This window comes from uncultured Desulfovibrio sp. (assembly GCF_944327235.1).
In the GTDB taxonomy this organism is placed as follows: domain Bacteria; phylum Desulfobacterota; class Desulfovibrionia; order Desulfovibrionales; family Desulfovibrionaceae; genus Desulfovibrio.
Genome location: NZ_CALVHE010000040.1, coordinates 1 through 21894, shown reverse-complemented (window position 1 = coordinate 21894; position 21894 = coordinate 1). Strand labels below are relative to the sequence as shown.

The window sequence follows — 21894 nt, the reverse complement described above, 5'->3', positions numbered from 1 at the left end:
GCGTCCCCAAGGGGATTTGAACCCCTGTCGACGGCGTGAAAGGCCGTTGTCCTGGGCCGGCTAGACGATGGGGACGCTCGACAGAAAGAGAATCTACGCACAACCCCCGGTTCTGTCAACAAAAAATCAAAAAAAAATTATCCTCCTAAAAATCCATTAAATTTGGGATGTTGGCCAAAAATTGGAGTGCTTTCGGCCGGTGGCGTCGCAGGCCCAGCCCGCAAACCAGCCCGCCAGCGAGCAGCCGAAGCCCACGAAAAAGGGCGGGATGCGGGCGGCGCTTTCGCCCAGCAGCACGGTAAGGACTGGCGTTACGGCACTGACGGTAGCCTCCGGCGTGGCCAGAGAGTAGACAAAGGCGGAAAAGCCCTCGTGGCTGAGCAGGTACCAGGCCAGACAGGCCGTAAAGCCGCAGGCGCAGCTCAGCCAGGCGGCCAGGCTGCTGCGCTTGCCGAAGCGCACCAACGCCACGTAGGCCACCAGCACGGTCGCGCCGACGATGCTCCAGCTGGTCGTGCAGAGCAGGGCGATGAGCTGCCCCTTGATCTGGGCGCAGCCGCCGCTGAGCAGCACGCAGAAAATGATGCCCGCCAGCCAGGCCGGACGCGAGGCCTTGCGCCCCGGCAGGTCTTCGGCAATGGCGGATACGGCGATGTGATAGATGGCCGTTGCCGTGGAAAGGGAGGCCGAAGCGATGGCCAGCACGAAGATCTGCAGGCCGACCTCCGGCAGGAGCTGCCGGACGAGCAGGGGCATGACTTCATCCGGCGGCACGCTTTCCGGCAAAATGAGGCGCGCCAGCGCGGCCACAAAATACGCTCCGCCCACGAGCACGGTGAGCACCAGCATGGCCAGCGGGGTGATGCTGTCCACCTGCCTGGCCGAGGTGAGGGCAAAATGGCGCTGGATCATCTGTGGCTGTGCCCAGACGGCGATGGAGGTGACGATGACCAGCGAAATGATGAACCAGCCCTGCTGACCGGCGGAAAGAGCAAGAAAGCCCTCATTGGCCAGCGCGGTCGGCGGAAGTTGCCGCAAGGCGGCCATGCCGGCCACCGGTCCCCCGACTTGCTTGAAAACCGCCATGACCAGCATACAGATGCCCACAAGCATGATGAAGCCTTGCATGGCCTCGGTATACAGGACACCGCGCAGCCCCCCAACATAGACCGCAAAGGCGACCAGCAAGGCCACGAGCCAGATGAGCAGCCAGACCGGCAGCGGCAGGATCTGGGCCAGCAGCAGGGCCGCCCCCTTGATGACCGCCGAAGCGTAGACGCCCAGAAAGACGGCAAAGAGCAGGGCGAGGAACTTCCCCAGCGCCGGGGAGCGATGACCACGGGCCAGCAGTTGCGACGGTGTGCGGGCGTTGAGATTACGCTGACAAAGGCGCGTAGGCCAGGCCAGAAAGCGGTAGACGACCCAGGTGCCGAGCCAGACGTTGCCGGCGGCCACCAGCAGCATCTGGAGCCCGTAAGCATAGGAAAGCCCTCCGAAGCCGACCAGCGCCACGGCGGAAATGTACGTCGCCACATAGGCCAGCGCCTGCACGGCAAAATTTATCTTGCCGGTATGCATGGCATCATGTCCCTCGCCCTTGCGGGCAAGGTAGACGAACAGACCGATGTAGCCGACCCAGATCAGGACATTGAGCAGTGTCTGCATCAGTATCCCTTCCCTTTGCGCAACTTCAGGCGCAGCAGCCCCCAGAGGGAGAAGAGCAGGGAGAAGAGCAGGGAAGCCACGGCCAGCTGCACGGCGGCATCAGCCTGCTGGAACACGGCGAGGAAAGAAAGGGGTTCGGCATTCATGGTAACCTCTGGGTACGAAGTGACGCGGCGTGCCGGAGCAGTACGTCGCGTCAGGAGCGGGAACGAAAAAACGCCGACCGAAGTCGGCGTTTTTTTGACGTATCAGGCTTTTACGGCTCTGGCAACAAAGGCCAGCACCTGCTCGTACAGATCCGGCTGGGCGTAGGGGGTGAGTACCCGCGTTCGGTTGGCGCCCACCATGAGCGAAATGATGACTTGGGCTGTCCCCTTGGGCTCCACCTTGGCGATGCTGCCGTCGGAGATGCCGCGGGCAATAAGCCCTTCCAACTCGGAATGCACCTGCGAAAACATGGAGTCCATGAGATCGCGATCCGTCTTGGTCTTCATGTCGCTGTACGGCGAACATCGCACCAGCACCAGCCAGTTGGAGTTCTTGTCCACGGAAAAGTCAAGATAGGCCTTGCAGAAACACATGACGGCCTCAAAACCGTTGTGGGCCTCCATGCTGGACTCGCGCAGCACGACCAGAAAATTTTCCAGCACGTCAAGGCCGGAAGCGAGAAAAAGCTTTTCCTTGTTGCCGTAATGGTGCGTCAGCAGGCCAAGGGCCACCCCGGCGCGGTCGGAGATTTTCTTGAAGGTCGTCTCCACATAACCGCACTCGCCAAAAAGTTCCTTGGCCGCCTGAAGCAAGGCTTCTTTCTTGTTTTTGCTCGCCATCGTCGGGACTGTACCTGTTGAGGTTGAGGGGAATGTCTCCGACCTGACTGTTTACGCAATCAATGTCATGAAGTCAAGCCCGCCTGGAGCTTGCGCTCCTGTCTCAGCCGTTTTTCCGACTGCGGCGGAAAGCGTTCTGCGCGTAGTCGCCCAGCTGCTCCAGCCGACTGTCCACCAGAGCATACAGACTGCCGGGGGTGAAGGTCGCATTCTTGCGCCGTCGCCCGCAGGGCATACCGGTCAGCAGGGTCAGCGCCTCGTCGATACGCCGCACGGGATAGATGGCAAAGCGACCGTTTTCGACGGCCTCCAGCACTTCGGGGGACAGCATGAGGTGATCCACATTGTCCTGCGGGATGATGACCCCTTGCGTACCCGTGAGCCCGTGCCGCGCGCAGACCTTGTAAAAGCCTTCGATCTTGCGGGTCACGCCGCCCACGGCGAGGATCTGACCGGAATGGCTCACCGCGCCGGTCATGGCCAGATCCAGCCGCACCGGCACGTCGGCCAGCGCGGACAGCAGGGCGATGAGTTCCGCGCCGGAGGCCGAATCGCCCTCGATGCCCGCATAGCTCTGCTCGAAATAGAGCGATCCGGAAAGCACCAGCGGCTTCTTGCGAGCAAACATGTCCGTCAGGAAGCTTTTGAGGATCATCATGGCCTTGGTATGGATGGGGCCGCCCAGCTCGGCCTCGCGTTCGAGGTCGATGATGCCTTCATGCCCCACGCCCACCGTGCAGGAGATGCGGTGCGGCAGACCGAACTCAAAATCGCCGTGGAGAGTGACCGAAAGGCCGTTGACCTGCCCGATGGCGGAACCGGAGGTACAGACCTTGATCATCTCGCGGTCGTATTCCTCCATGAAGATGTCTTCCACCAGATTGACCCGGTAGGTGCGCGCGGCATAGGCGCGTTCGAGGATCTCCCCGCTCACCTTGTCCTTGCCTTCCATGCGGGCAAGGGCGGCGGCCTCGATCATCTGCTCGCGCAAGAGCGGGAACTTGAGCGAAAGCCGACGCTGGTCCTCGCAGAGATGCGATCCCAGATCCACCAGCCAGGCCAGCGCGCTGCGGTCAAAGGGCGGCAGACCGGCCTCCTCGACGATGCGCGCGATGGTGGAGAGGTAAAAGCGTATCCCCGCCGCCGAGCGCTCCATGATGTCGGCCATCTGGGCCTTGATGCGGAAAAGCTTGGCAAAGCGCTCGTCATTCTCGAGCAGGGTCTCGTACAGCCCCTCATCACCGATGAGCACAACCTTGAGCTGGAGCGGCAGCGGCTGGGGAGTGATCCCCTTGGTACGGATGGCCGTATCCGGCATGTCGCCACCGTCCTCGATGCGGGCCTGACTGGACCGCAGAGCGCGCATGAGTCCCTCCCACGCGCCCGGATGCTGGAGGACATCCTCGATGCGGAGCACAAGGAAACCGCCGTTGGCCTTGTGCAGGCTGCCGGCCTTGATGAGGGTGAAGTCCGTCACCAGCGCGCCCATTTCGGACTCACGCTCGATGCAGCCCAACAGATTGACCGAGGTCGGATGATCGTCCACCACGATGGGCGCGCCGCTGCCGTCCCCGTTGTCCACAAAAAGATTGACCCCATAACGGTACAGGCCGGGATCGGGCGGCAGGTTCTGCGGCGGATGCGGCGCATCACCGCTGCCCGGCGCGCCCGCCGGTGCTTCACGCGGCAGGAAGAGGTCCGTATTCTTGAGCATGTCCTCACGCAGGGCCGTGAAGTAATTTTCCAGCCCCTCGCAGGCACAGGCCTTGAGCAGACGGCGGCACACCGGGGCCAGCTCGGCATCGAGCACCTGCTCCATGACCTTGCGCTCAAGGTCCCGCTCGTCGTCATGGAAGGATTCTTCGGCCTTGCTCAGCTCCCGCATGAATCCGGCCATGGTCTGCACCAGCGTCTCCCCGCGCCGCTTGAGCTTGGTGCGTACCGCATTGTCCAGGCTCTCGTACTCCTCGTCGCTGAGGCGCTTGCCCTTGAGCAGGGGATAGAGCGTCAGGCTGCCGCCCTCGTCCATGTCCAGATTGAAGCCCTTATGCGCCGCCACGCTGTTCATCTTGCTGAGCAGGCTGTTGCGCGCCTGCTGGAACTTGTCCATCAGCTTGGCGCGCTGCCGCATGAAGGTATTGCCTTCAAAACGACGCGGCAGCTCGCGACTGATGGCCTCCACGGCGGCGGACAGGCTCTCCTTGAGCTTGCGCCCCTGCCCGGCGGGCAGGGAAAGCAGGATGGGGCTGTCCGGATCGGCAAAATTGTTGACGTAAACGAGGTCGGGCGGCAGGGGAGCCTTGCGGGCCTGCGGCTCAAGATAGGCAAGCAGGGTATAGGTACGCCCCAGATTGCTCTCACCCGATACATAGATATTGTAACCGGGCGTCTGGATGGCCAGCGCCAGATCCATCGCCTGCAGGAATCTGGGCTGAAAGGCGCTGCGGCTGCCCGCGCCGTTGCGCGGACGAGGGATGCGGCTGCTGTCCTCCCACGGGATGCGGGCGGGATCCATGATGGCGTGCAGACGGGAAGCGGGCAGGGGCGATACGGGCGGCATGGCGTCTACCTGTTGCAGTAAAGTCGTTCAAGGATGTCTCGGGCCCCCTGATCCAGCAGGCTGTTCGCCAGATCAAGCCCGGTCTGACGGGCATTTTCGGCGCGACCGTCGAGCCGGGCGCGGAGGATGCGGCTGCCGTCCACTTCGCCCACGAGTCCTTCAAGGGTAAAGTGGGTGTCGTCCGTCATTTCGGCATGGGCGCCGATAGGCACCTGACAACCGCCGTCCAGCCCGGCGAGGAAACCGCGCTCGGCCTCCACGCAGATGCGGGTGGGCGCATGTTCGAGACGGGCCAGCAAGTCCAGCGTGGCCGTATCGTCGGCGCGGCACTCGATGCCCAGCGCGCCCTGTCCCACCGCCGGAACGAAGCGATCCGGGGGCAGCGGCTGCATGTAGGGCGTCGCGAGTTCGAGCCGCCGTATGCCGGCGGAGGCCAGCACGATGGCGTCATACTCGCCGTTTTCCAGTTTTTTCAACCGGGTATCCACATTGCCGCGCAAGGAGACGATCTTCAGATCAGGACGCAGGCCCAGGAGCTGGGCCTGTCGGCGCAGACTGCTCGTGCCCACGCAGGCGCCGTGCGGCAGATCGTCCAGCCCGGCATAGCGGAACGACAAGAGACAGTCCGTGCAGACTTCCCGCTCGGGCACGCAGCCGAGCGTCAGCCCGTCGGGGAGCTGCATGGGCACATCCTTGATGCTGTGCACGGCCAGCGCCGCGCGGCCGTCCAGCAGGGCCTCCTCGATCTCCTTGACGAAAAGCCCCTTGCCGCCCACCTGCGCCAGCGGCACATCCAGGATGATGTCGCCGCGAGTCTTGATGACGGCAAGCTCGATCCGCGCCTCCGGCACAAGGGCCAGCAGACGGTTTTTGACATGCTCGGCCTGCCAGAGGGCCAGGCGGCTGCCGCGGGTCGCGATGGTCAGTACAGCCATGCGCGCCTCCTAATGTCCGCAGCTTGCGCAGTTGCCGCCGGAACATCCGGCACAGCCGCCTCCGCCGCCGGAAGTGGCGCAGGACTCGCCGCCTCCCTGACTGGCCCCGTGCACGCAGCAGCAGGACATGAGCTTGTGCGTCTGGGAGGAACCGCAGTGGGGGCAGGGCGGGGTGCTGTCGTCAAAAACCAGTTCTTCGAATTCCTTGCCGCATTTGTCGCAGGCATATTCGTAAATAGGCATACGGACCTCATGCTGTGGCGGCCGCCGGTCGCAGGGCCGCCGGATTTTCAAACAGATAGTAGTCAAGGAGCCGGCAGACAAGATGACCGGCCGCCATGTGGATCTCCTGCACCAGCGGCGTCTGCGTATGCGGCACGCATAACAGGATATCGCTGTGCGCGCCGAGGTCGCCGTCCCGCTCGCCGGTGAATGCCGCCACATACATCTCCCGATGCCGGGCCGTCTCTGCCGCCGCGAGGAGAGCGGGGCAGGGCTCGGAGGGAGAAAAGAGGAGCAGTCCGTCCCCTGCCGTGCCCAGCGCCTCGATCTGCCGGGCAAACGCGACCTGTCCGCCTTCCGACGGGACGCCGGCCTCCGGTAGGAGGATGGCGGGCAGGGCGGGGCGATCCAGCAGGAAACGGCCCGTCAGCAGGGCAAACATCTGCCGGGCCATAAGACCCCCCCCGCCGCTGCCGCAAAGCAGCAGCTTGCCGCCCGCGGCAAGCGCCACGGCCATGCCGTGGGCCGCCTGACGCACAAGGAGACCGGCCTCCTGAAAAAAAAGACGACGCAGCCGCGCCCCTTCCTCTGCATGGCGTTCCATGAGCTCAAGGGGCGTCGCGGCGTCCCGCGCGGCGTGCAAGGAAATCATGTCCGTCTTGTACGGCAAAGCCCGCGGTCTGACAAGTCGCGAAAAAAGGCGGGACAGACTTGCAGTCATGCCGGGCTTGACATAAGATGCGCCAATGCACGAAAGCCCCAGCAAGCACATCCTTCTTGTCGTCAAGGCCAACAGCGATGAGGCCGCGGCCCTTGCCGGAGACATTGCCCAATGGCTGCGGCAGCGAAACTGCCGCGTCAGCGAATGCCGGGCCGGTATCGGCTCTCCGGCCTATGCGGACCCGGAACTTGCCCTCGTGGTCGTCCTCGGCGGGGACGGCACCATGCTCGGCGTGGCGCGCCGCATGGTGGGCAGCAGGGTGCCGCTGCTCGGCATCAATTTCGGGCGGGTCGGCTTTCTGGCGGAGGTGCAGCCCGACCAATGGGAGCCCTGCCTTACGGCCTGCCTGGCCGGTGAGATGCCCCTGCGTCCGGCTTCGGCGCTTTCCTGGCGGCTCATACGGGACGGCCGGGAGGCCGCGCGCGGCCATGCCGTCAACGACGTGGTGCTGGGGCGCTCCTCCATGTCCCGGCTGGTCAGTCTGGGCATCTATGTGGATGACGAACACATGTGCGATCTGCGCAGTGACGGCCTCATCCTTTCCACGGCCATCGGCAGTTCCGGCTACAGCGTCTCCGCCGGGGGGCCGCTGCTCTATCCCTCGCTGCGCTCCATCGTCTTCACGCCCATCTGCCCCTTCCTCAACACCATCCCGCCCATGATCTTTCCGGGGAAGGCGCTCTTTTCGCTGGATGTCCTGCCGGGCAGTACGGAAAGCTACCTGACCATCGACGGTCAGGAGGGCATCGTGCTCTGCATCGGTGATACGGTGGAAGTCACCGGCAAGGAGGACGCCGTCTTTTTCGCGGGGGCGGAGGTGCCCTTTTTCGAGCGCCTGCGCACGCGGGGCTTTGTGACCAACTTCGCCACCGGCGGACGCAGCCTTTAGGGACCGCCATGCGACGCCGCTTCCTCGAACGAGCCGCGGATATCCGTCTCGGGCGCGATGCCGCCCTTGACGCCTGGATCTACGGCGTCATGGTGGACAACAACATCGCCTATCCCCTGAATCCCCACATCATCGCCGGGCCGGAGCAGCTTTCCTTCATGGTCTGCCTCGAGGAAGGGCAGGTCTACCTCCCCTGTTCGGATGCGGTGTTCCGCCAGCTCCAGAGCCGCGACAAGACGGCGCTGCGCCAACAGTATGAAGCCATCTGGGAGGAGACGAAGCGTCTCGTGCTCCAGATCCCTTCCACGCACAAGCGGCGTCTGCTGCTGCAATTCTGTCGCCTGCGCTACCGGCAGGGCACCGCGCCGGGAACGCTTTTGCCCAGCCGACTGGCCAAGCGCATGGCGGCGCAGATGCTGACCCTCGACGACCCGTGGGGCGACCCGTGGAAAGCCCGCCGTCAGGCGGCCCATCAGCGCCAGTGTCGTCTGCTGCGGCAAGAGGCCCTGTGGGAGGCGCTGGATACCCTGCCGCCCGATTTTGCCCTGACGGCCGGACGCAGTCTGCGGGTGGAGCGCGAACGTCTTTCCCGCCATGCGCTGGCGCGGCGTCTGGTGCTGGCGCTGTCCGGCGATGCGGCGGATCTGACGGAGGGCGGTCCGGCGGAACGCTTCCATCAGCTTTTCGCGCGCGCGGATCAGGAGATGGAGACCGCTTGCCGCATCCTGCTGCAAACCGCCGCCAGACACGGCACGGTCCTTTTTCTTTGTGATGAGGAAGGCGGGACGGCCCTGGACCTCTCCCTTGCCCACCTGTGCACGGAGTTGGGGATGCGCGTCGTCTATGCCGTCAAGTCCGCCTGCTACGGCATGGCTCCCGTGCTGGACGATCTGGAGGAGGACCCCGGCCTGCGGGAACTCGTCTCGCGGGAGGGCATCCTGCACGACGAACGGGCGGGCAAGAACGACCTGCTGCGCCATCTGCGCGCGCACCGGCTCGCCGTCATCCATGACGGCACCAGCGAGGCCCTCAATCTCTACCGGGTCTCCGTCACTTTTTCCCGAGCCTGGAAAGAAGCGGATCTCATCCTGGCCAAGGGACGCGTTTCGGCGGACATCCTGCTGGGCACGAGCCACCAGTTCACGCGGGACATCCTCTGCTTCTGGCAGGACGGGCAGGGCAGGCGGAGCGCCTTCCGGCCGCACAGTCCGCAGGCGCACAAGTTCAACGAACAGGACATCGCCGCGCAGGCCGAGAGCATCATCAACCAGATGCGCGCCGCCCGCCGGGCCGGACGCAACGTCATGTTCTACAGCTGCATCATCGGCAGCATCCCGGGGCAGACGCGCACGGCCGTGGAGCTGGCGCGGGCCTTTGTTGACAAATTGCGCCGCCAGGTGGACAACACCTTCATCATCAATCCGGCCGAGCACTTCGTGGACGGCATGGACGGGGACGATCTCATGTACATGTGGGAGCGCGTGCAGCGCAGCGGCTGCATCGACATCTGGCGCTTCCAGACGGTGGAGGACATCGAGGAGAGCTTTGCCCTGCTGGGCCGCAAGATGCCCGCCGCCTGGACGGGCAAGGACGCCACCTATTCCACGGGTTGCACCAAGGAGATGCGCATCGCCCTGGAGATGCAGGCCGAAAACCGGGAGATGCAGATCATCGGCCCCGAAGCGCGCATGTTCATGCGACGCGGCGAGTACGGGGTCGGCAAATATTTTGATGCCGTCCTGGGCCGGCGGCGGCATGAGGCGTAGGGCGGCAGCGGATTTTTTGGGGGGAAGAGTCCCCCCACCGGCGCGGGAGGGCTTCCCCTTCCCTCCAATCCCTTCCCCAGCCCGCTTTTTTCAAGGGAAAACTGCCTCGTTCCCCGCGGATTTCACGGCAACACGCTAAACGCGCGGTCGGCGTCGACCGGCCGCATCTTATGGAGTACAGTCCCTATGCCAGCTTATGAAGCCGTCATCGGTCTTGAAGTGCATGTGCAGCTTGCCACCAGATCCAAGCTGTTCTGTTCCTGCCCCACCACCTTCGGGCAGCCGTCCAACAGCAACGTCTGCGAAGTCTGCGCCGGGATGCCCGGCGCGCTGCCGCGCGTCAATCGGCAGGCCGTCCATTACGCCACGCTGGTGGGTCTGGCCACCAACTGCGCCATCAACGACCGTTCCGTCTTTGCCCGCAAGAACTACTTCTATCCCGACCTGCCTTCCGGCTACCAGATCTCCCAGTTCGACCTGCCCATCTGCGAGCACGGCCATCTGGACATAGACGTGGACGGCACGCAAAAGCGTATCGGCATCACCCGCATCCATATGGAGAACGACGCCGGCAAGAACATCCACGCGCAGGGGGAGAACGTCAGCTATGTGGACCTCAACCGCGCGGGCACGCCGCTGGTGGAGATCGTCTCCGAGCCGGACATGCGTTCGTCCGCCGAGGCTGTGGCCTATCTCAAGGCGCTGTACGCCATCGTGACGTATCTGGGCGTCTGTGACGGCAACATGGAGGAAGGGAGTTTCCGCTGTGACGCCAACGTATCCATCCGGCCCGTGGGCTGTCCCACCTTCGGCACCCGCACGGAATTGAAGAACCTCAATTCCTTCCGCAACGTCCAGCGCGCCATCGACTACGAGATCGGCCGCCAGCAGGACGCGCTGGCCGACGGGGAAAAGATCGTGCAGGAGACGCGGCTCTATGATGCGGTCAAGAACGTGACCATTTCCATGCGCGGCAAGGAAGAGGCCCACGACTACCGCTATTTCCCGGACCCGGACCTGTTGCCGGTCCGCATCTCCGCCGAGGAGATGGCCCGCTGGAAGGCCGAACTGCCCGAACTGCCGCAGGCGCGGGTGCGCCGCTTCGTGGAGATGACCGGACTCCCTCTGCCCGAAGCGGAAGTGCTGGTGCAGAGTCGGGCCATGGCCGACTTTTTTGAGGAGGCCGCCCGTCTGGCCGAGCCGCGCAAGGTGGCCAACTTCATGCTGGGCGCGCTGCTGCGCGAGCTGAACGCCGGGGGCGGCAGCCTTGCCGACTGCCGCATGACGCCCGCCGCCCTGGCCGAGCTGGTCAACATCGTGGACAAGGGCCTCATCAGCGCCAAGATCGCCAATGACATCTTTGCCGACCTCATGCGCAGCGGCGAGATGCCCGAAGCCTATGTGAAGGCCAGGGGGCTCGCACAGATATCGGACTCCTCGGAGCTGGAAGCCGCGGTGGACAAGGTGCTGGCCGACAATCCCGCCGAGGTGGAAGCCTTCCGCGGCGGCAAGACCAAGCTCATGAGCTTCTTTGTGGGGCAGATCATGCGCGCCACCAAGGGCAAGGCCAATCCCGCGCTGGTCAACGAACTTCTGCAAAAAAAGCTGGGCTGAGGCAAACGCCGTCCACGCCGGGAAGGGGCAGCCTTTCCCGGCGTTCTTGTCTGTACGCCTGCGGACGGGCATCGCCCCGCCGGGGACGGCGAGATATGCGGCCCGCACGGCAGGCAGGCGCGCGTCCCTTCCCGCTCCCGCACGCCCTCCGGCGCGTGGGAACGTCCGTACTCTTCCGCACACGGCAGGGGAAATCCCATGCCGTCCCGCGCCGAGCCGCGGCGCGTCCCGCAAGCGCGTGTTTGCCGCCGCATCCCCATGAAAAAAAACGTGCGGGCAAGCCGTGGGGACGCGATCCGCCCCGTTTCCCGAAGATCGCCCGCCACACGAACAGGCCCCGCAAGGGCCTCTGTACCGCTTTCAGGAGGACATATGCACAACGATACGGAACGCCGTCGCCACGAGGACTGTATGCGGCGCGCCATCGAGGCCGCGCGCGAAGGCATGTCGGCCCGGCAGGGCGGCCCCTTCGGGGCGGTCATCGCCGGTCCGGCGGGGGACATCATCGCTGTGGCCCATAATGAAGTGCTGGGCACGCAGGATTGCACCATGCACGCGGAGGTCGCCGCCATCCGCAAGGCCGGGCGGCTGGATCTGCGGGGGTGCACCCTCTATGCCACCGGCTTTCCCTGCATCATGTGTCTGGGGGCCATCCTCTGGTCCCGCCTCTCCACCCTCTATTATTGTAACGACTACGCCGCCGCGCGCGCGATAGGCTTTGACGACGCGGCCTTTCTCGAGGCTGTGGGGCGCATCTTCCGTTGTACGCCCGGCCAGGCGGAGGACATGGACCTCGGCCACCTTGCCGTCCGGCGGCTTTTCCTGCCCGAAGGGGCCGCCCTCTATGACGAGTGGCGAGCCATGCCGGGCCATCAACTGTATTGATAGCCCGCACCGACCCCTCTCCCTTCCCCGGCCCCGGCGGAGGAGGGGAGTTTCTATCAAAAAAATCATTTTGTTCAGCATGTTAGCCAAAAATAGAATAAAAAGATAAAAAAGAAAAATTTTTCGTTGACAAGGGGGGGCTGTTTCGGTAGTTTGCCACTTGCGCGTTGGGCTGTCGTTCAATTGGCAGGACGGCGGATTCTGGCTCCGCTAATCAAGGTTCGAGTCCTTGCAGCCCAGCCAACAAAACTTCATAGTGCGTCCCCATCGTCTAGCCGGCCCAGGACAACGGCCTTTCACGCCGTCGACAGGGGTTCAAATCCCCTTGGGGACGCCAAAGAGAGCAAAAGGTCACATCTTTCGATGTGACCTTTTTTCGTTGGGAAACGGTTTCGGAAGCGCTCCCCGATAACCGCTCCGCGTCCGCGTCACCCGCTGTCCCCTGTCCGGCCTCACTCAGGCCGTCTTGCGCCGAACGCGGGATACTTCCTTTCCGCCGCCGGGACGGGAGAAGGGATGACGTTGCCGCCTTCTCTTGTCGCCGTCAGCGCGGGAAGAGGTTTTCCCGCCACGCTCTGCGCCCCACCTTGCGCGAGGCGAAACAGCAGCGGGACACTCGCCCCGATCCCAGCGCGAGACCACACGCGCCCCTCCTCCGAGTACCGGCCGATGATGTGCCTGCCCACCAAAGAGCGTCGTGGGGGAGGGCGCTTCCGAACAAGCGGGACAAGATGTCCCATCGGGCATGTGCACGGATGATAGGGCGGACAAAGCCGGCGGCAGCGGCCGCATCGACGATCAAAACGACCAGACCACAGCACGAGCAAGCCGCCAAGCACCCTCTACTTGCTCCTGCGAGTGATAATGGTTACTGTGGGGATGGTGAAAATCGTGAGCGGCCTGCCGGGGCTGCCTGTCATTCCCGCGCTGCTGATCTTGCTGACAGCGTGATAGGGAAGCCCCGCAAGTTTTCTGATTTTCAAAAACGAGAGTGGACTTGCCCCATGAAGTATCCAGGCTTCCACGATGCGTCAGCCGATCTAGAGCGGATTCGCATTGAAATTGTGTCCAATTTCCATGCTGACGCTGCCCTCACACTACGGAAAAAGCGTGGTTTTTCCGTGTGTTCGGTTGCGGGTAGTCGCTCTCGCGACTACCAGAGCGATCCACATTTTCAATGTGGAATTGCTCTATGGGACGCATCGCTCCTCACCATGAGTCTGCCTTGCCTTGCTCCGACCTCTCCCCCGCGAAGAGATCCACTGACGTTTTTCGTGCCGAATGTCTTTTTGTCTCAGTGATCGCAAGTGGAGAACATCCGCCTGAGACTCCCCGTCTCAACACAATAAATTATATTCTGATATTTATGATTTGTTTCAGTGTCGTGCATCCGCACAAGGCCATAGTGCCGGAGCGATGAGCCGACACCGCGTTGAACGTAGTCCCGACGATAAAGGGTGCTGCTATGACTCTACACCACTGGAAGAAAAGCGAAAGAGGATCTGGCACATTAGCGGTATATACTGGAGCATTCATATACTCCGCGGTGATCATATTTTTTTGCATCTTTATTTTTTTTCGTGACGACTACAATGAAAAGCAACGGTTGACAAGATTTTATGGTTATCTCTTTGTGGAGAAGATATCAAGACAGCTTTACGATTTGTCCACTGATTTGATTCCGCTCTATACGCTTGCAAGTGTCGATAACTGGAGCATCAAGGATTTCAACACCACAGCCCAGGAGATAGCCAAAAGTCGTCCTGAGATAATGACCATAAATTTTGCCCCCAATGGGGTGGTCTCTCATGTCTTTCCGTATGAAGAAAACAAGGTCGCGCTTGGGCATGACCTTCTGAAAGATGAAGAGAGGAGAAAAGAAACCGAACTGGCAAAGGACACCCAGAAAATAACCCTTTCAGGTCCGTTCCATCTTCGTCAGGGAGGGGTAGGTCTTGCGTTTCGGCAGCCGATCTATTTCCCCTCGGATGAGAGGAAAAATGATTTTTGGGGATTTGCAGTCATAATATATCGCTTCCCGGATATCCTTGTTTCGAGGGTAAATTTTGAGATCCTGACGCAGGCGGAATTCAACTGGCGACTGTGGCGGATCAACCCTACCGATGGCAAGAAGGCCGTCTTGCTGCATTCGGAGGAGCCTCTGGATGATTTCGTCACATATGATATAGAACTACAGAATGCCACATGGCATATGGATATTGCGCCTAAAAGCGGATTTCTCAATGTAAAGAGATTAGTTATCCTCGTATGCATATCACTTCTTGTCTGTGCCGCATTGTCATTCCTGGCTGCATATTTTGTCCAGCTCATCGCAAAATACAAGGACATAAAAAAAGAAGTATTTCTTGATAGCCTCACAGGACTGTATAATAAAAAGTTTTTTTGGGAAACATTCGAGCCATTGCTGGAGAAGTATCTGCAAGGCTACGGCACAAGGAACACGAATCTCTTTCTCTGCGTTTTTGACTTGAATAATTTCAAGCGGATAAACGACAGTTTCGGACACGTCATAGGCGACCAGATCCTTATTGAGTTTTCCAGAAAACTTCTGCGGGAACTTGATTATAATGAATTCGCCGTTAGATTCGGTGGAGATGAATTTATCGCCGTACTCTATTGCCCGTTGGATGACAGTACGGATTCCCCCAAACGCATCCGGGACATGAAAAGTCGCCTTGAATTCACCTACCGCATAGGCGAAGAGGACTTGGATGTCACAGTCAGTATGGGGACCCTCTCTCCCAGCAATGAAATGCTGTTGGGCAAGCCTGCGCATATGAGCGCTGGAGAGTTCTTTTTGGAGCTTGCCGACAGGCGTATGTACATTGAAAAGAACTCTCGCACGACGAGCAACAAGAGCGGGCAGTGAGGAAAAGCCCTCAAAAAGACGAAAAGCTCCGTTTTCGCTGACTGTGTCGCCCATCGCCCGGCATCCAGCGCAAGGCGGGGGATCCTGGGGACGGTACGACCGTCGTCGATGGGGTGCACGCTCACGAGGCGACACGGCAGCCGGGCTTGCCGCGAAGCGATCACCCCCGCGTTCGGCAGTGCTGCGGCAAGCGGCCTGTCCTGGCTTCTCCCATGCCCTGTCGTTCCCCTGATACGCGGCCGCTCCCGCCGTCCGGTCCTCCCTTTCGCGTCATCGTCGGAGAGTTTGCCCGCCCTTGGGGTGCGGCAAAGCACGCCCGTGCGCTCTCTCGCACGGTCTTGTCCGTTGTGGGCTGCTTTCAGGGACGCCCCCGCGCCTTGCCTGCCTGCCGTCCAGCCGATATACTCTTGCCCGTAGGGCGTCGTTTCGTTCTTCGCCCCGTATTGTGTCCTGTCTGTTCCGTGTGTGCCGTTCGCCGGTGCGCCGCGCCGTCCGTCACCCTTTGCCGAGGATATACCGCCCATGTCCCTTGCCGCCACCGTTGCCGAAAAAGCCAATCTCATCTGGGCCATTGCCGACAAGCTGACCGGCGCATTCAAGCCGCATCAGTACGGTGAGGTCATCCTGCCCCTCACCGTCATCCGCCGTTTCGACAGCGTGCTGGAACCCACCAAGCCCGCCGTGCTGGCCGCGTTCAAGGAGCACGAGGACACGCCCCTGCTGGACGCGGCCTTGCGCGCCGCCACCGGCGGTCTTTCCTTCTACAACACCAGCCCCTTCACCTTTACGCGCCTGCTGGACGCTCCCGCCGGTCTGGTGCCCAACTTCCGCGCCTACTGCGACGCCTTCTCGCCCAACGTCCGGCGGATACTGGACAAGTTCAAGCCCTTCTGGCCGCACCTCGCCACGATGGCGGAAAAGGACATCCTCTATCTGGTGCTCAAGGAATACACCACCAGCAAGGCCGACCTCCACCCGGACAAGGTCTCCAATCTGGAGATGGGCTATATCTTCGAGGAGCTCATCCGCCGTTTTTCCGAAGCCCACAACGAGGACGCCGGGCAGCACTACACCCCGCGCGAGGTCATCGAACTGATGGTGAACCTCCTCTTTGCCCATGACGACGCTGCCCCCGCCGACGGCAACGCCACCACCACCATCTATGACCCGGCCTGCGGCACCGGCGGGATGCTTTCCGTGGCGGAGGAGCACATCCACAAGCGCAACAGCCGCGCCGGCCTCATCCTTTGCGGGCAGGAGCTCAACGACGAGACCTTTGCCGTCTGTCAGGCGGACATGCTCATCAAGGGCAATGAGGCCGACTTCATCAAGAACGGCAACACCCTCTCCGACGACCGGTTTTTCGGCCAGACCTTCGATTACATCCTTTCCAATCCGCCGTTCGGCCGCGAATGGAAAAACGAAAAAGCCGCGGTGGAAGCCGAGGCCGCCCGCGCCGACGGGCGCTTTTTCGCCGGGCTGCCCAGCATCTCCGACAGCCAGATGCTCTTTCTCCAAACCGCCGTGGCCCATCTCAAGCCCACGGGCAGGGCGGCCATCATCCAGAACGGTTCCCCCCTCTTCACCGGGGACGCGGGCAGCGGCCCCTCCGAGATCCGCCGCCATATTCTGGAAAACGACTACCTCGACGCCATCATCGCCTTGCCCAACGACATCTTTTACAATACCGGCATCGCCACCTACATCTGGCTGCTCTGCAAAAGCAAGCCCGCCGCCCGGCGCGGCAGGGTGCAGCTCATCAACGCCGCCGACCTCTACGAAAAACGCCGTAAATCCCTCGGCAACAAGCGCAACGACATCCCCCCGGCCGCCATCGAGGAGATCTGCCGCCTCTATACGGACTTTGCCGAAAGCCCGCGCAGCAAGATTTTCGATGTGGCCGACTTCGGCTATACCAAGATAACCATCGAGCGCCCCGCCGACCCCGCCGCTGCCGACCCGGCGTCCGCCTCCGCTGACGCAGACGCTACCCCGGCCGCCGCCGATGCTCCCAAAAAACGCGGCCGCAAGCCCGGCAAGCGCAAGGCCGATGCCGCCCGCCGCGACACCGAGAATGTCCCCCTCAGGGAAAATATCGAGGACTACTTCGCCCGCGAGGTCCTCCCCTTTGCCCCCGACGCCTGGATAGACCACAGCAAGAGCAAGGTCGGCTACGAGATCCCCTTTACCCGCTATTTCTATCAGTACACCCCTCCGCGACCCGCCGCCGAACTCGCCGTCGAGATACACGATCTGGAACTCCGGCTGGCCGACAGCCTCGCCGCCCTGTTTGCCGAGGAACGGTAACTGTTCGCGGGGGGAAGGGAGGCCCCTCGCCTCGCGCGGGAGGGGCCTCCCTTCCCCCCGCACCCCCCATCCCTCCCCCAGCGCGCTTTACCAGAAAGGACCAGCAACCATGCGACAGATGAAAGACAGCGGCATTGAATGGATTGGCGAGATCCCCGCAGAGTGGGAGGTAAATCCATTATTTTCTTTATTTGAAGAAAGAAAATGTAAAAATATCAAATTAAAAGAAAGTAATGTATTATCATTAAGCTATGGTAAAATCATTAAAAGAGATATTGAAACAAATATGGGTCTCCTTCCAGAGAGTTTTGAAACATACAATATTGTTGAGACTGGAAATATTATACTTAGATTAACGGATTTGCAGAATGATAAAACCAGTTTGAGAACTGGTCTAGTAACAAAACAAGGCATAATAACTTCAGCATATATTGCCATTGAAAACAAGAACAATGTACAAAGCTCTTTTTTTTCGTATTTATTGCACACCTACGATACACTCAAAGTATTTTATATGATGGGTAATGGCGTTAGACAGAATTTAAAGTTTGCTGAACTTTCGCGGCTCCCCTTACTTATCCCCTCCATCCCCGAACAGCGGAGCATTGCCGACTACCTCGACGCCCAGTGCGCCCGCATCGACGAAACGATGGAACTTGTACGCCAGAGCAGGGAAAAGCTCCGCGCCTATAAGCTTTCCCTCATTACCGAAGTCGTTACCAGGGGGCTTGACCCGGATGCCCCCATGAAAGACAGCGGCGTCCCGTGGATAGGGGAAATCCCGGTAGGGTGGGAACTTGTCCCTTTAAAAAAACAATTAGATAGCATTGTAGATTATAGAGGAAAAACTCCAGAAAAAACAGAATTTGGTATTTTTCTTGTTACTGCTAAAAATATAAAGAATGGAAAAATAGATTATTCATTATCACAGGAATATGTAAGCGAAAAAGACTATCTCTCGATTATGAAAAGAGGATTGCCCAAAAAGGGTGATATTCTATTTACAACTGAAGCCCCTTTAGGAGAAGTTGCATTAGTCGATAAAGAAAATATTGCATTGGCACAAAGAGTTATAAAGTTTAGAGTTAAAAAAAGCATATTGAATAGCATTTTTCTAAAATATTGGATTATGTCATCTGGTTTTCAATTTTTTCTCCAAAGTCTTTCAACTGGATCAACTGCAGAGGGAATTAAGGCAAGTAAAATTTTCATGCTGCCCTTAGTTCTCCCCTCCCTCGACGAGCAGCAGCGCATTGCCGCGTATCTGGATGAAAAATGCGCGCGCATAAATGCCCTGCTGGCGGAGAAGGACGAGCTGCTGGGCAAGCTGGCGGAATACAAAAAAAGCCTCATTTTTGAATGCGTCACCGGCAAGCGGGAGGTAGCCGCATGATCGACGACCTGCGGGAGCGGAATTTTGAGGACGACATCTGCGCGTGGCTCTGTAAGGAGGGCGGCTACACGCCGGGCGATCCCGCGCGTTTCGACCGCACGCGGGCGCTGGACGTGCGGACCCTGCTGGATTTTGTGCGCGCCAGCCAGCCCGATGCGTGGAAAAGGCACGAGCAGCGCGACCCCGACAAGGCGGAGGACGTTTTCCGCAACTGTTTTTGCCAGGAAGTGCAAAAACGCTCCCTGCTGGACGTGCTGCGACATGGTTTCAGCATCCGGGGCGTGGCCTTTCGCGTGGTCTTCTGGCAGCCGGAAAACGACCTCAATCCCGAGACCGTGGCCCTCTACCGCCGCAACGTGCTGCATTGTACCCGCCAGCTCCGCTACAGTCCCAACAGGGAAAACAGCGTGGACGTGGCCTTGCTCGTCAACGGCATCCCCGTCATCTGTCTGGAGCTGAAAAATCCCTTCACCGGCCAGACGGTGGAGCACGCCATGCGCCAGTTTCGGTACGACCGCTCCCCGGACGACCTCTTCTTTGCCTTCAAGCGCCGCGTGCTGACCTGCTTTGCGGTGGACCTCTACCACGTCCGCATGACCACCCGTCTGGCGGGCAAGGATACCGAATTCCTTCCCTTCGATCAGGGCAGCAACGGCGCGGGCGAGGTGGGCGGCGCGGGCAATCCCGTCTCCCCGGACGGCGACTACGCTACCGCCTACCTCTGGAAGCGCGTCCTGCGGGCCGATTCCCTGCTGGAGCTTCTGCAAAAGTTCCTTCATCTCAAGGTCGAGGAAAAAAAGGACGAACACGGCAGGCCCATCCGCAAGGAAAGCCTCATCTTTCCCCGCTATCATCAGTGGGACGTGCTGCACAGGCTGCTGGACGACATCCGGCAGCGGGGCACGGGCCAAAATTACCTCATCCAGCACAGCGCGGGCAGCGGCAAGTCCAATTCCATCGCCTGGCTGGCCCACCACCTGAGCGGCCTGCATGACGCGCACAACAGGAAGATCTTCCAGTCCGTCATCATCATCACGGATCGCCGCGTGCTGGATGACCAGTTGCAAAAGACGGTCAGCCAGTTTGAGCAGACCAGGGGGCTGGTCCACCCCGTCCGCAAGAGTTCCGCCGACCTGCGCGACGCCATCAACGACGGCAAGGCCATCATCGTGACCACCCTGCAAAAATTCCCGGTCATCTTTGAGGAGGTGCGCCACACCGACCGCACATTTGCCGTCATCGTTGACGAGGCCCATTCCTCGCAGACCGGCCGGGCCGCGCTCAAGCTCAAGCGCGCGCTGGCCGATGCCGAGGCCGCGCTGGAGGAATACGCCGAGCTGGAGGGCCGCGCCGAAGCCATAGAGGAGATGAAGGAGGATGCGGTCTGGCAGGAGCTGGCCGCGCAGGGCAGGCATGGCAACCTTTCCTTTTTCGCCTTTACGGCCACCCCCAAGGCCAAGACGCTGCAACTCTTCGGGCGGCGGCAGGCGGACGGGCGTTTCCGCGCCTTCCACATCTATTCCATGCGGCAGGCCATCGAAGAGGGTTTCATTCTGGACGTGCTCCGCAATTACGCCACCTGGAAAGCCTATTTCAAACTGGTGCGCAAAACGGCGGATGACCCCGTCTACGCCACGCTGGCCGGAGCGCGCGCCGTGGAACGTTTCGCTGACCTGCACCCGCACAACATCGCCCAAAAGACCGCCGTCATGCTGGAACACTTCCGCACGGTCACGGCCCACAAGCTGGGCGGCCGGGCCAAAGCCATGCTGGTGACGCGCTCGCGCCTGCACGCCGTGCGCTACATGCGGGAATTCGATCGCCAGATCCGCGCGGGCGGCCTGACGGGCATCCGGGCGCTGGTGGCCTTTTCCGGCGAAGTGCGGGACATGGACGCCGGGCGGGAAAGCACCTGGACGGAAGCGAAGCTCAATACCGCCATACACGGCGAAAATATCACGGAACGAGACCTGCCGGATCGCTTTGCCAGGGATTTTCAGATCCTTATCGTGGCCGAAAAGTACCAGACCGGTTTTGACCAGCCCCTGCTGCACACCATGTTTGTGGACAAGCGCCTCAAGGGCGTCAAGGCCGTGCAGACGCTGTCCCGCCTCAACCGCACAGCTCCCGGCAAGGAGGATACCTTTGTGCTGGACTTCGCCAACAGCGCGGAGGAGATCCAGCTATCCTTCGCCCCCTATTACGAGGCCACCGTGCTGGAGGAGGAGACCGAACCCGGCCTGCTGTACGACATCCGCCGGCGGCTGGATGCCTTCGGCGTCTACACGCTCGCACAGGTGGCGGCCTTCGGCGCGATCCTGCGCAAAGGCGGCCCGGCGGGCACAAGCCCCCTTGCCGCGGCCTCGGCCACACTGGCCCCGGTGCTGCATAACGTGGCCGCCCTGCCGGAAGAGCGGCGCCGCGCCTTCCGCGGCGAACTGTCCCGCTTTGTCCGCCTCTATAATTTCCTGACCCAGATATTCCGCCTGTTCGATGAGGAGATGCACCTCTTTTCCCTCTTCGCCAAAAAGCTTGCCGTCGCTCTGCCGCCGGAGGACGACGGCCTCGTCGATCTCGACGGCCAGATCGACCTTGCCTTTTACCGGCTGACCAAGACCGGAGAACAGGACATCCCCCTCACTCCCACGGGATCCGGCTTCTCCGGCATCAAGGGCGAAGCGATCCCCCCGGCCCCCAGGGAATTCGCCAGCCTGTCCGACATCGTGGACAAGTTCAACCAGCGCTTCGGCACCACCTTCACCCCCGCCGAACAGGTGAAGCACTTTGCCGAACTGCAAAAAAGCGTACTGGACGTGGAACAGCGCCTCATCGGCCTTGCGGAGACCGGCAGCCGCGCCACATGGGACATGGTCTACCGGAACGCCTTCCAGACCGGCGCGAACCTGGCCGCCCAGACCGGCGGCCCGGCCTTCCGCGACCTGCTTGCCACCCCCGGCGCGCTGGACTTCCTCAGCACCCTGATGAAGGAAAACATCTGGCAACAGGCCATCGTCCGCCGCCGGGAACTGGAGCGGGGGAACGGATACTGAAAAAGAGCAGGGCGGGGCGGACGGCATTCCCGGCGTCCCGCGAACGCCCGCCGTGCAAAAGCGCCAGCCCGCCGTCGCGCCTGTATCGACATACTAGAGCATTTTGCCTTTGAAAAAGGCAAAATGCGAGGCGGCAGCACAGCGCCGCCCGGCCAAAAGTGAGCGGAAAA

General features: G+C 61.2%; 15 protein-coding genes and 3 tRNA genes. 10 read left to right on the top strand and 8 right to left on the bottom strand.

Features of this window, described 5'->3' with window-relative positions; translation table 11 throughout:
• Position 1: 1 nt before the first annotated feature.
• From Q0K00_RS07155 to Q0K00_RS07120, 8 genes are all read right to left on the bottom strand, one after another.
• Positions 2-75 (bottom strand) — tRNA-Glu (locus Q0K00_RS07155).
• Positions 76-156: 81 nt separating this feature from the next.
• Positions 157-1665, bottom strand: coding sequence for a sodium:solute symporter (locus tag Q0K00_RS07150; RefSeq protein ID WP_297228282.1), 1509 nt, complete (start codon positions 1663-1665; stop codon positions 157-159).
• A complete protein-coding gene (locus Q0K00_RS07145) occupies positions 1665-1811 on the bottom strand; it encodes a hypothetical protein (protein ID WP_297228281.1) in 147 nt (48 codons plus the stop codon). Before Q0K00_RS07145 ends, Q0K00_RS07150 begins: the two co-directional genes overlap by 1 nt.
• Positions 1812-1913: 102 nt before the next feature.
• The gene (locus Q0K00_RS07140) at positions 1914-2492 is read right to left on the bottom strand and encodes a TetR/AcrR family transcriptional regulator (RefSeq protein WP_297228280.1); all 579 of its coding nucleotides are present in this window, start codon (positions 2490-2492) and stop codon (positions 1914-1916) included.
• Positions 2493-2595: 103 nt separating this feature from the next.
• Positions 2596-5052 (bottom strand): Lon protease family protein, encoded by a 2457-nt coding sequence (locus Q0K00_RS07135; RefSeq protein WP_297228279.1) that lies wholly within the window; start codon positions 5050-5052, stop codon positions 2596-2598.
• A gap of 5 nt (positions 5053-5057) precedes the next feature.
• Positions 5058-5987, bottom strand: a complete 930-nt coding sequence (gene hemC, locus Q0K00_RS07130; RefSeq protein WP_297228278.1) for a hydroxymethylbilane synthase — start codon at positions 5985-5987, stop codon at positions 5058-5060.
• 9 nt (positions 5988-5996) lie between these two features.
• Positions 5997-6230: a zinc ribbon domain-containing protein gene (locus Q0K00_RS07125; RefSeq protein ID WP_297228277.1), complete on the bottom strand. Its 234-nt coding sequence runs from the start codon at positions 6228-6230 to the stop codon at positions 5997-5999.
• 7 nt (positions 6231-6237) lie between these two features.
• A complete protein-coding gene (locus tag Q0K00_RS07120) occupies positions 6238-6861 on the bottom strand; it encodes an SIS domain-containing protein (RefSeq protein ID WP_297228276.1) in 624 nt (207 codons plus the stop codon).
• Positions 6862-6955: 94 nt separating this feature from the next.
• On the opposite strand from Q0K00_RS07120, the gene Q0K00_RS07115 reads away from it, so the two are divergent.
• The 10 genes from Q0K00_RS07115 to Q0K00_RS07070 all read left to right on the top strand — a co-directional run bounded on the left by Q0K00_RS07115 (position 6956) and on the right by Q0K00_RS07070 (position 21724).
• The gene (locus Q0K00_RS07115) at positions 6956-7819 is read left to right on the top strand and encodes an NAD(+)/NADH kinase (protein ID WP_297228275.1); all 864 of its coding nucleotides are present in this window, start codon (positions 6956-6958) and stop codon (positions 7817-7819) included.
• Positions 7820-7827: 8 nt separating this feature from the next.
• Positions 7828-9585, top strand: coding sequence for a hypothetical protein (locus Q0K00_RS07110; protein ID WP_297228274.1), 1758 nt, complete (start codon positions 7828-7830; stop codon positions 9583-9585).
• 186 nt (positions 9586-9771) lie between these two features.
• Positions 9772-11199: an Asp-tRNA(Asn)/Glu-tRNA(Gln) amidotransferase subunit GatB gene (gatB, locus tag Q0K00_RS07105; RefSeq protein ID WP_297228273.1), complete on the top strand. Its 1428-nt coding sequence runs from the start codon at positions 9772-9774 to the stop codon at positions 11197-11199.
• Positions 11200-11571: 372 nt separating this feature from the next.
• Positions 11572-12084 carry a nucleoside deaminase gene (locus Q0K00_RS07100; RefSeq protein WP_297228272.1) on the top strand — a complete coding sequence of 171 codons (513 nt, stop codon included), beginning with the start codon at positions 11572-11574 and terminating at the stop codon, positions 12082-12084.
• Between the two features lie 168 nt (positions 12085-12252).
• Positions 12253-12327: transfer RNA gene (locus Q0K00_RS07095), tRNA-Gln, on the top strand.
• A 17-nt stretch (positions 12328-12344) separates the two neighbouring features.
• Positions 12345-12421: transfer RNA gene (locus tag Q0K00_RS07090), tRNA-Glu, on the top strand.
• Between the two features lie 1128 nt (positions 12422-13549).
• Positions 13550-14974 carry a sensor domain-containing diguanylate cyclase gene (locus Q0K00_RS07085; protein WP_297228271.1) on the top strand — a complete coding sequence of 475 codons (1425 nt, stop codon included), beginning with the start codon at positions 13550-13552 and terminating at the stop codon, positions 14972-14974.
• A 522-nt stretch (positions 14975-15496) separates the two neighbouring features.
• On the top strand, positions 15497-17281 hold the full coding sequence (locus Q0K00_RS07080; RefSeq protein WP_297228270.1) for a class I SAM-dependent DNA methyltransferase: 1785 nt from the start codon (positions 15497-15499) through the stop codon (positions 17279-17281).
• Positions 17282-17390: 109 nt separating this feature from the next.
• The gene (locus tag Q0K00_RS07075; protein WP_297228269.1) at positions 17391-18674 is read left to right on the top strand and encodes a restriction endonuclease subunit S; all 1284 of its coding nucleotides are present in this window, start codon (positions 17391-17393) and stop codon (positions 18672-18674) included.
• The gene (locus Q0K00_RS07070; RefSeq protein ID WP_297228268.1) at positions 18671-21724 is read left to right on the top strand and encodes a type I restriction endonuclease; all 3054 of its coding nucleotides are present in this window, start codon (positions 18671-18673) and stop codon (positions 21722-21724) included. Before Q0K00_RS07075 ends, Q0K00_RS07070 begins: the two co-directional genes overlap by 4 nt.
• Positions 21725-21894 lie beyond the last annotated feature (170 nt).

Bases quoted from the DNA above. Each gene is read 5' to 3' on its own strand.
- Q0K00_RS07070 (WP_297228268.1), top strand. From the start codon at position 18,671: ATGATCGACGACCTGCGGGAGCGGAATTTTGAGGACGACATCTGCGCG.
- Q0K00_RS07080 (WP_297228270.1), top strand. From the start codon at position 15,497: ATGTCCCTTGCCGCCACCGTTGCCGAAAAAGCCAATCTCATCTGGGCC.
- Q0K00_RS07125 (WP_297228277.1), bottom strand. From the start codon at position 6,230: ATGCCTATTTACGAATATGCCTGCGACAAATGCGGCAAGGAATTCGAA.
- gatB (WP_297228273.1), top strand. From the start codon at position 9,772: ATGCCAGCTTATGAAGCCGTCATCGGTCTTGAAGTGCATGTGCAGCTT.
- hemC (WP_297228278.1), bottom strand. From the start codon at position 5,987: ATGGCTGTACTGACCATCGCGACCCGCGGCAGCCGCCTGGCCCTCTGG.
- Q0K00_RS07140 (WP_297228280.1), bottom strand. From the start codon at position 2,492: ATGGCGAGCAAAAACAAGAAAGAAGCCTTGCTTCAGGCGGCCAAGGAA.
- Q0K00_RS07145 (WP_297228281.1), bottom strand. From the start codon at position 1,811: ATGAATGCCGAACCCCTTTCTTTCCTCGCCGTGTTCCAGCAGGCTGAT.
- Q0K00_RS07150 (WP_297228282.1), bottom strand. From the start codon at position 1,665: ATGCAGACACTGCTCAATGTCCTGATCTGGGTCGGCTACATCGGTCTG.
- Q0K00_RS07075 (WP_297228269.1), top strand. From the start codon at position 17,391: ATGCGACAGATGAAAGACAGCGGCATTGAATGGATTGGCGAGATCCCC.
- Q0K00_RS07135 (WP_297228279.1), bottom strand. From the start codon at position 5,052: ATGCCGCCCGTATCGCCCCTGCCCGCTTCCCGTCTGCACGCCATCATG.
- Q0K00_RS07120 (WP_297228276.1), bottom strand. From the start codon at position 6,861: ATGATTTCCTTGCACGCCGCGCGGGACGCCGCGACGCCCCTTGAGCTC.
- Q0K00_RS07085 (WP_297228271.1), top strand. From the start codon at position 13,550: ATGACTCTACACCACTGGAAGAAAAGCGAAAGAGGATCTGGCACATTA.
- Q0K00_RS07110 (WP_297228274.1), top strand. From the start codon at position 7,828: ATGCGACGCCGCTTCCTCGAACGAGCCGCGGATATCCGTCTCGGGCGC.
- Q0K00_RS07100 (WP_297228272.1), top strand. From the start codon at position 11,572: ATGCACAACGATACGGAACGCCGTCGCCACGAGGACTGTATGCGGCGC.
- Q0K00_RS07115 (WP_297228275.1), top strand. From the start codon at position 6,956: ATGCACGAAAGCCCCAGCAAGCACATCCTTCTTGTCGTCAAGGCCAAC.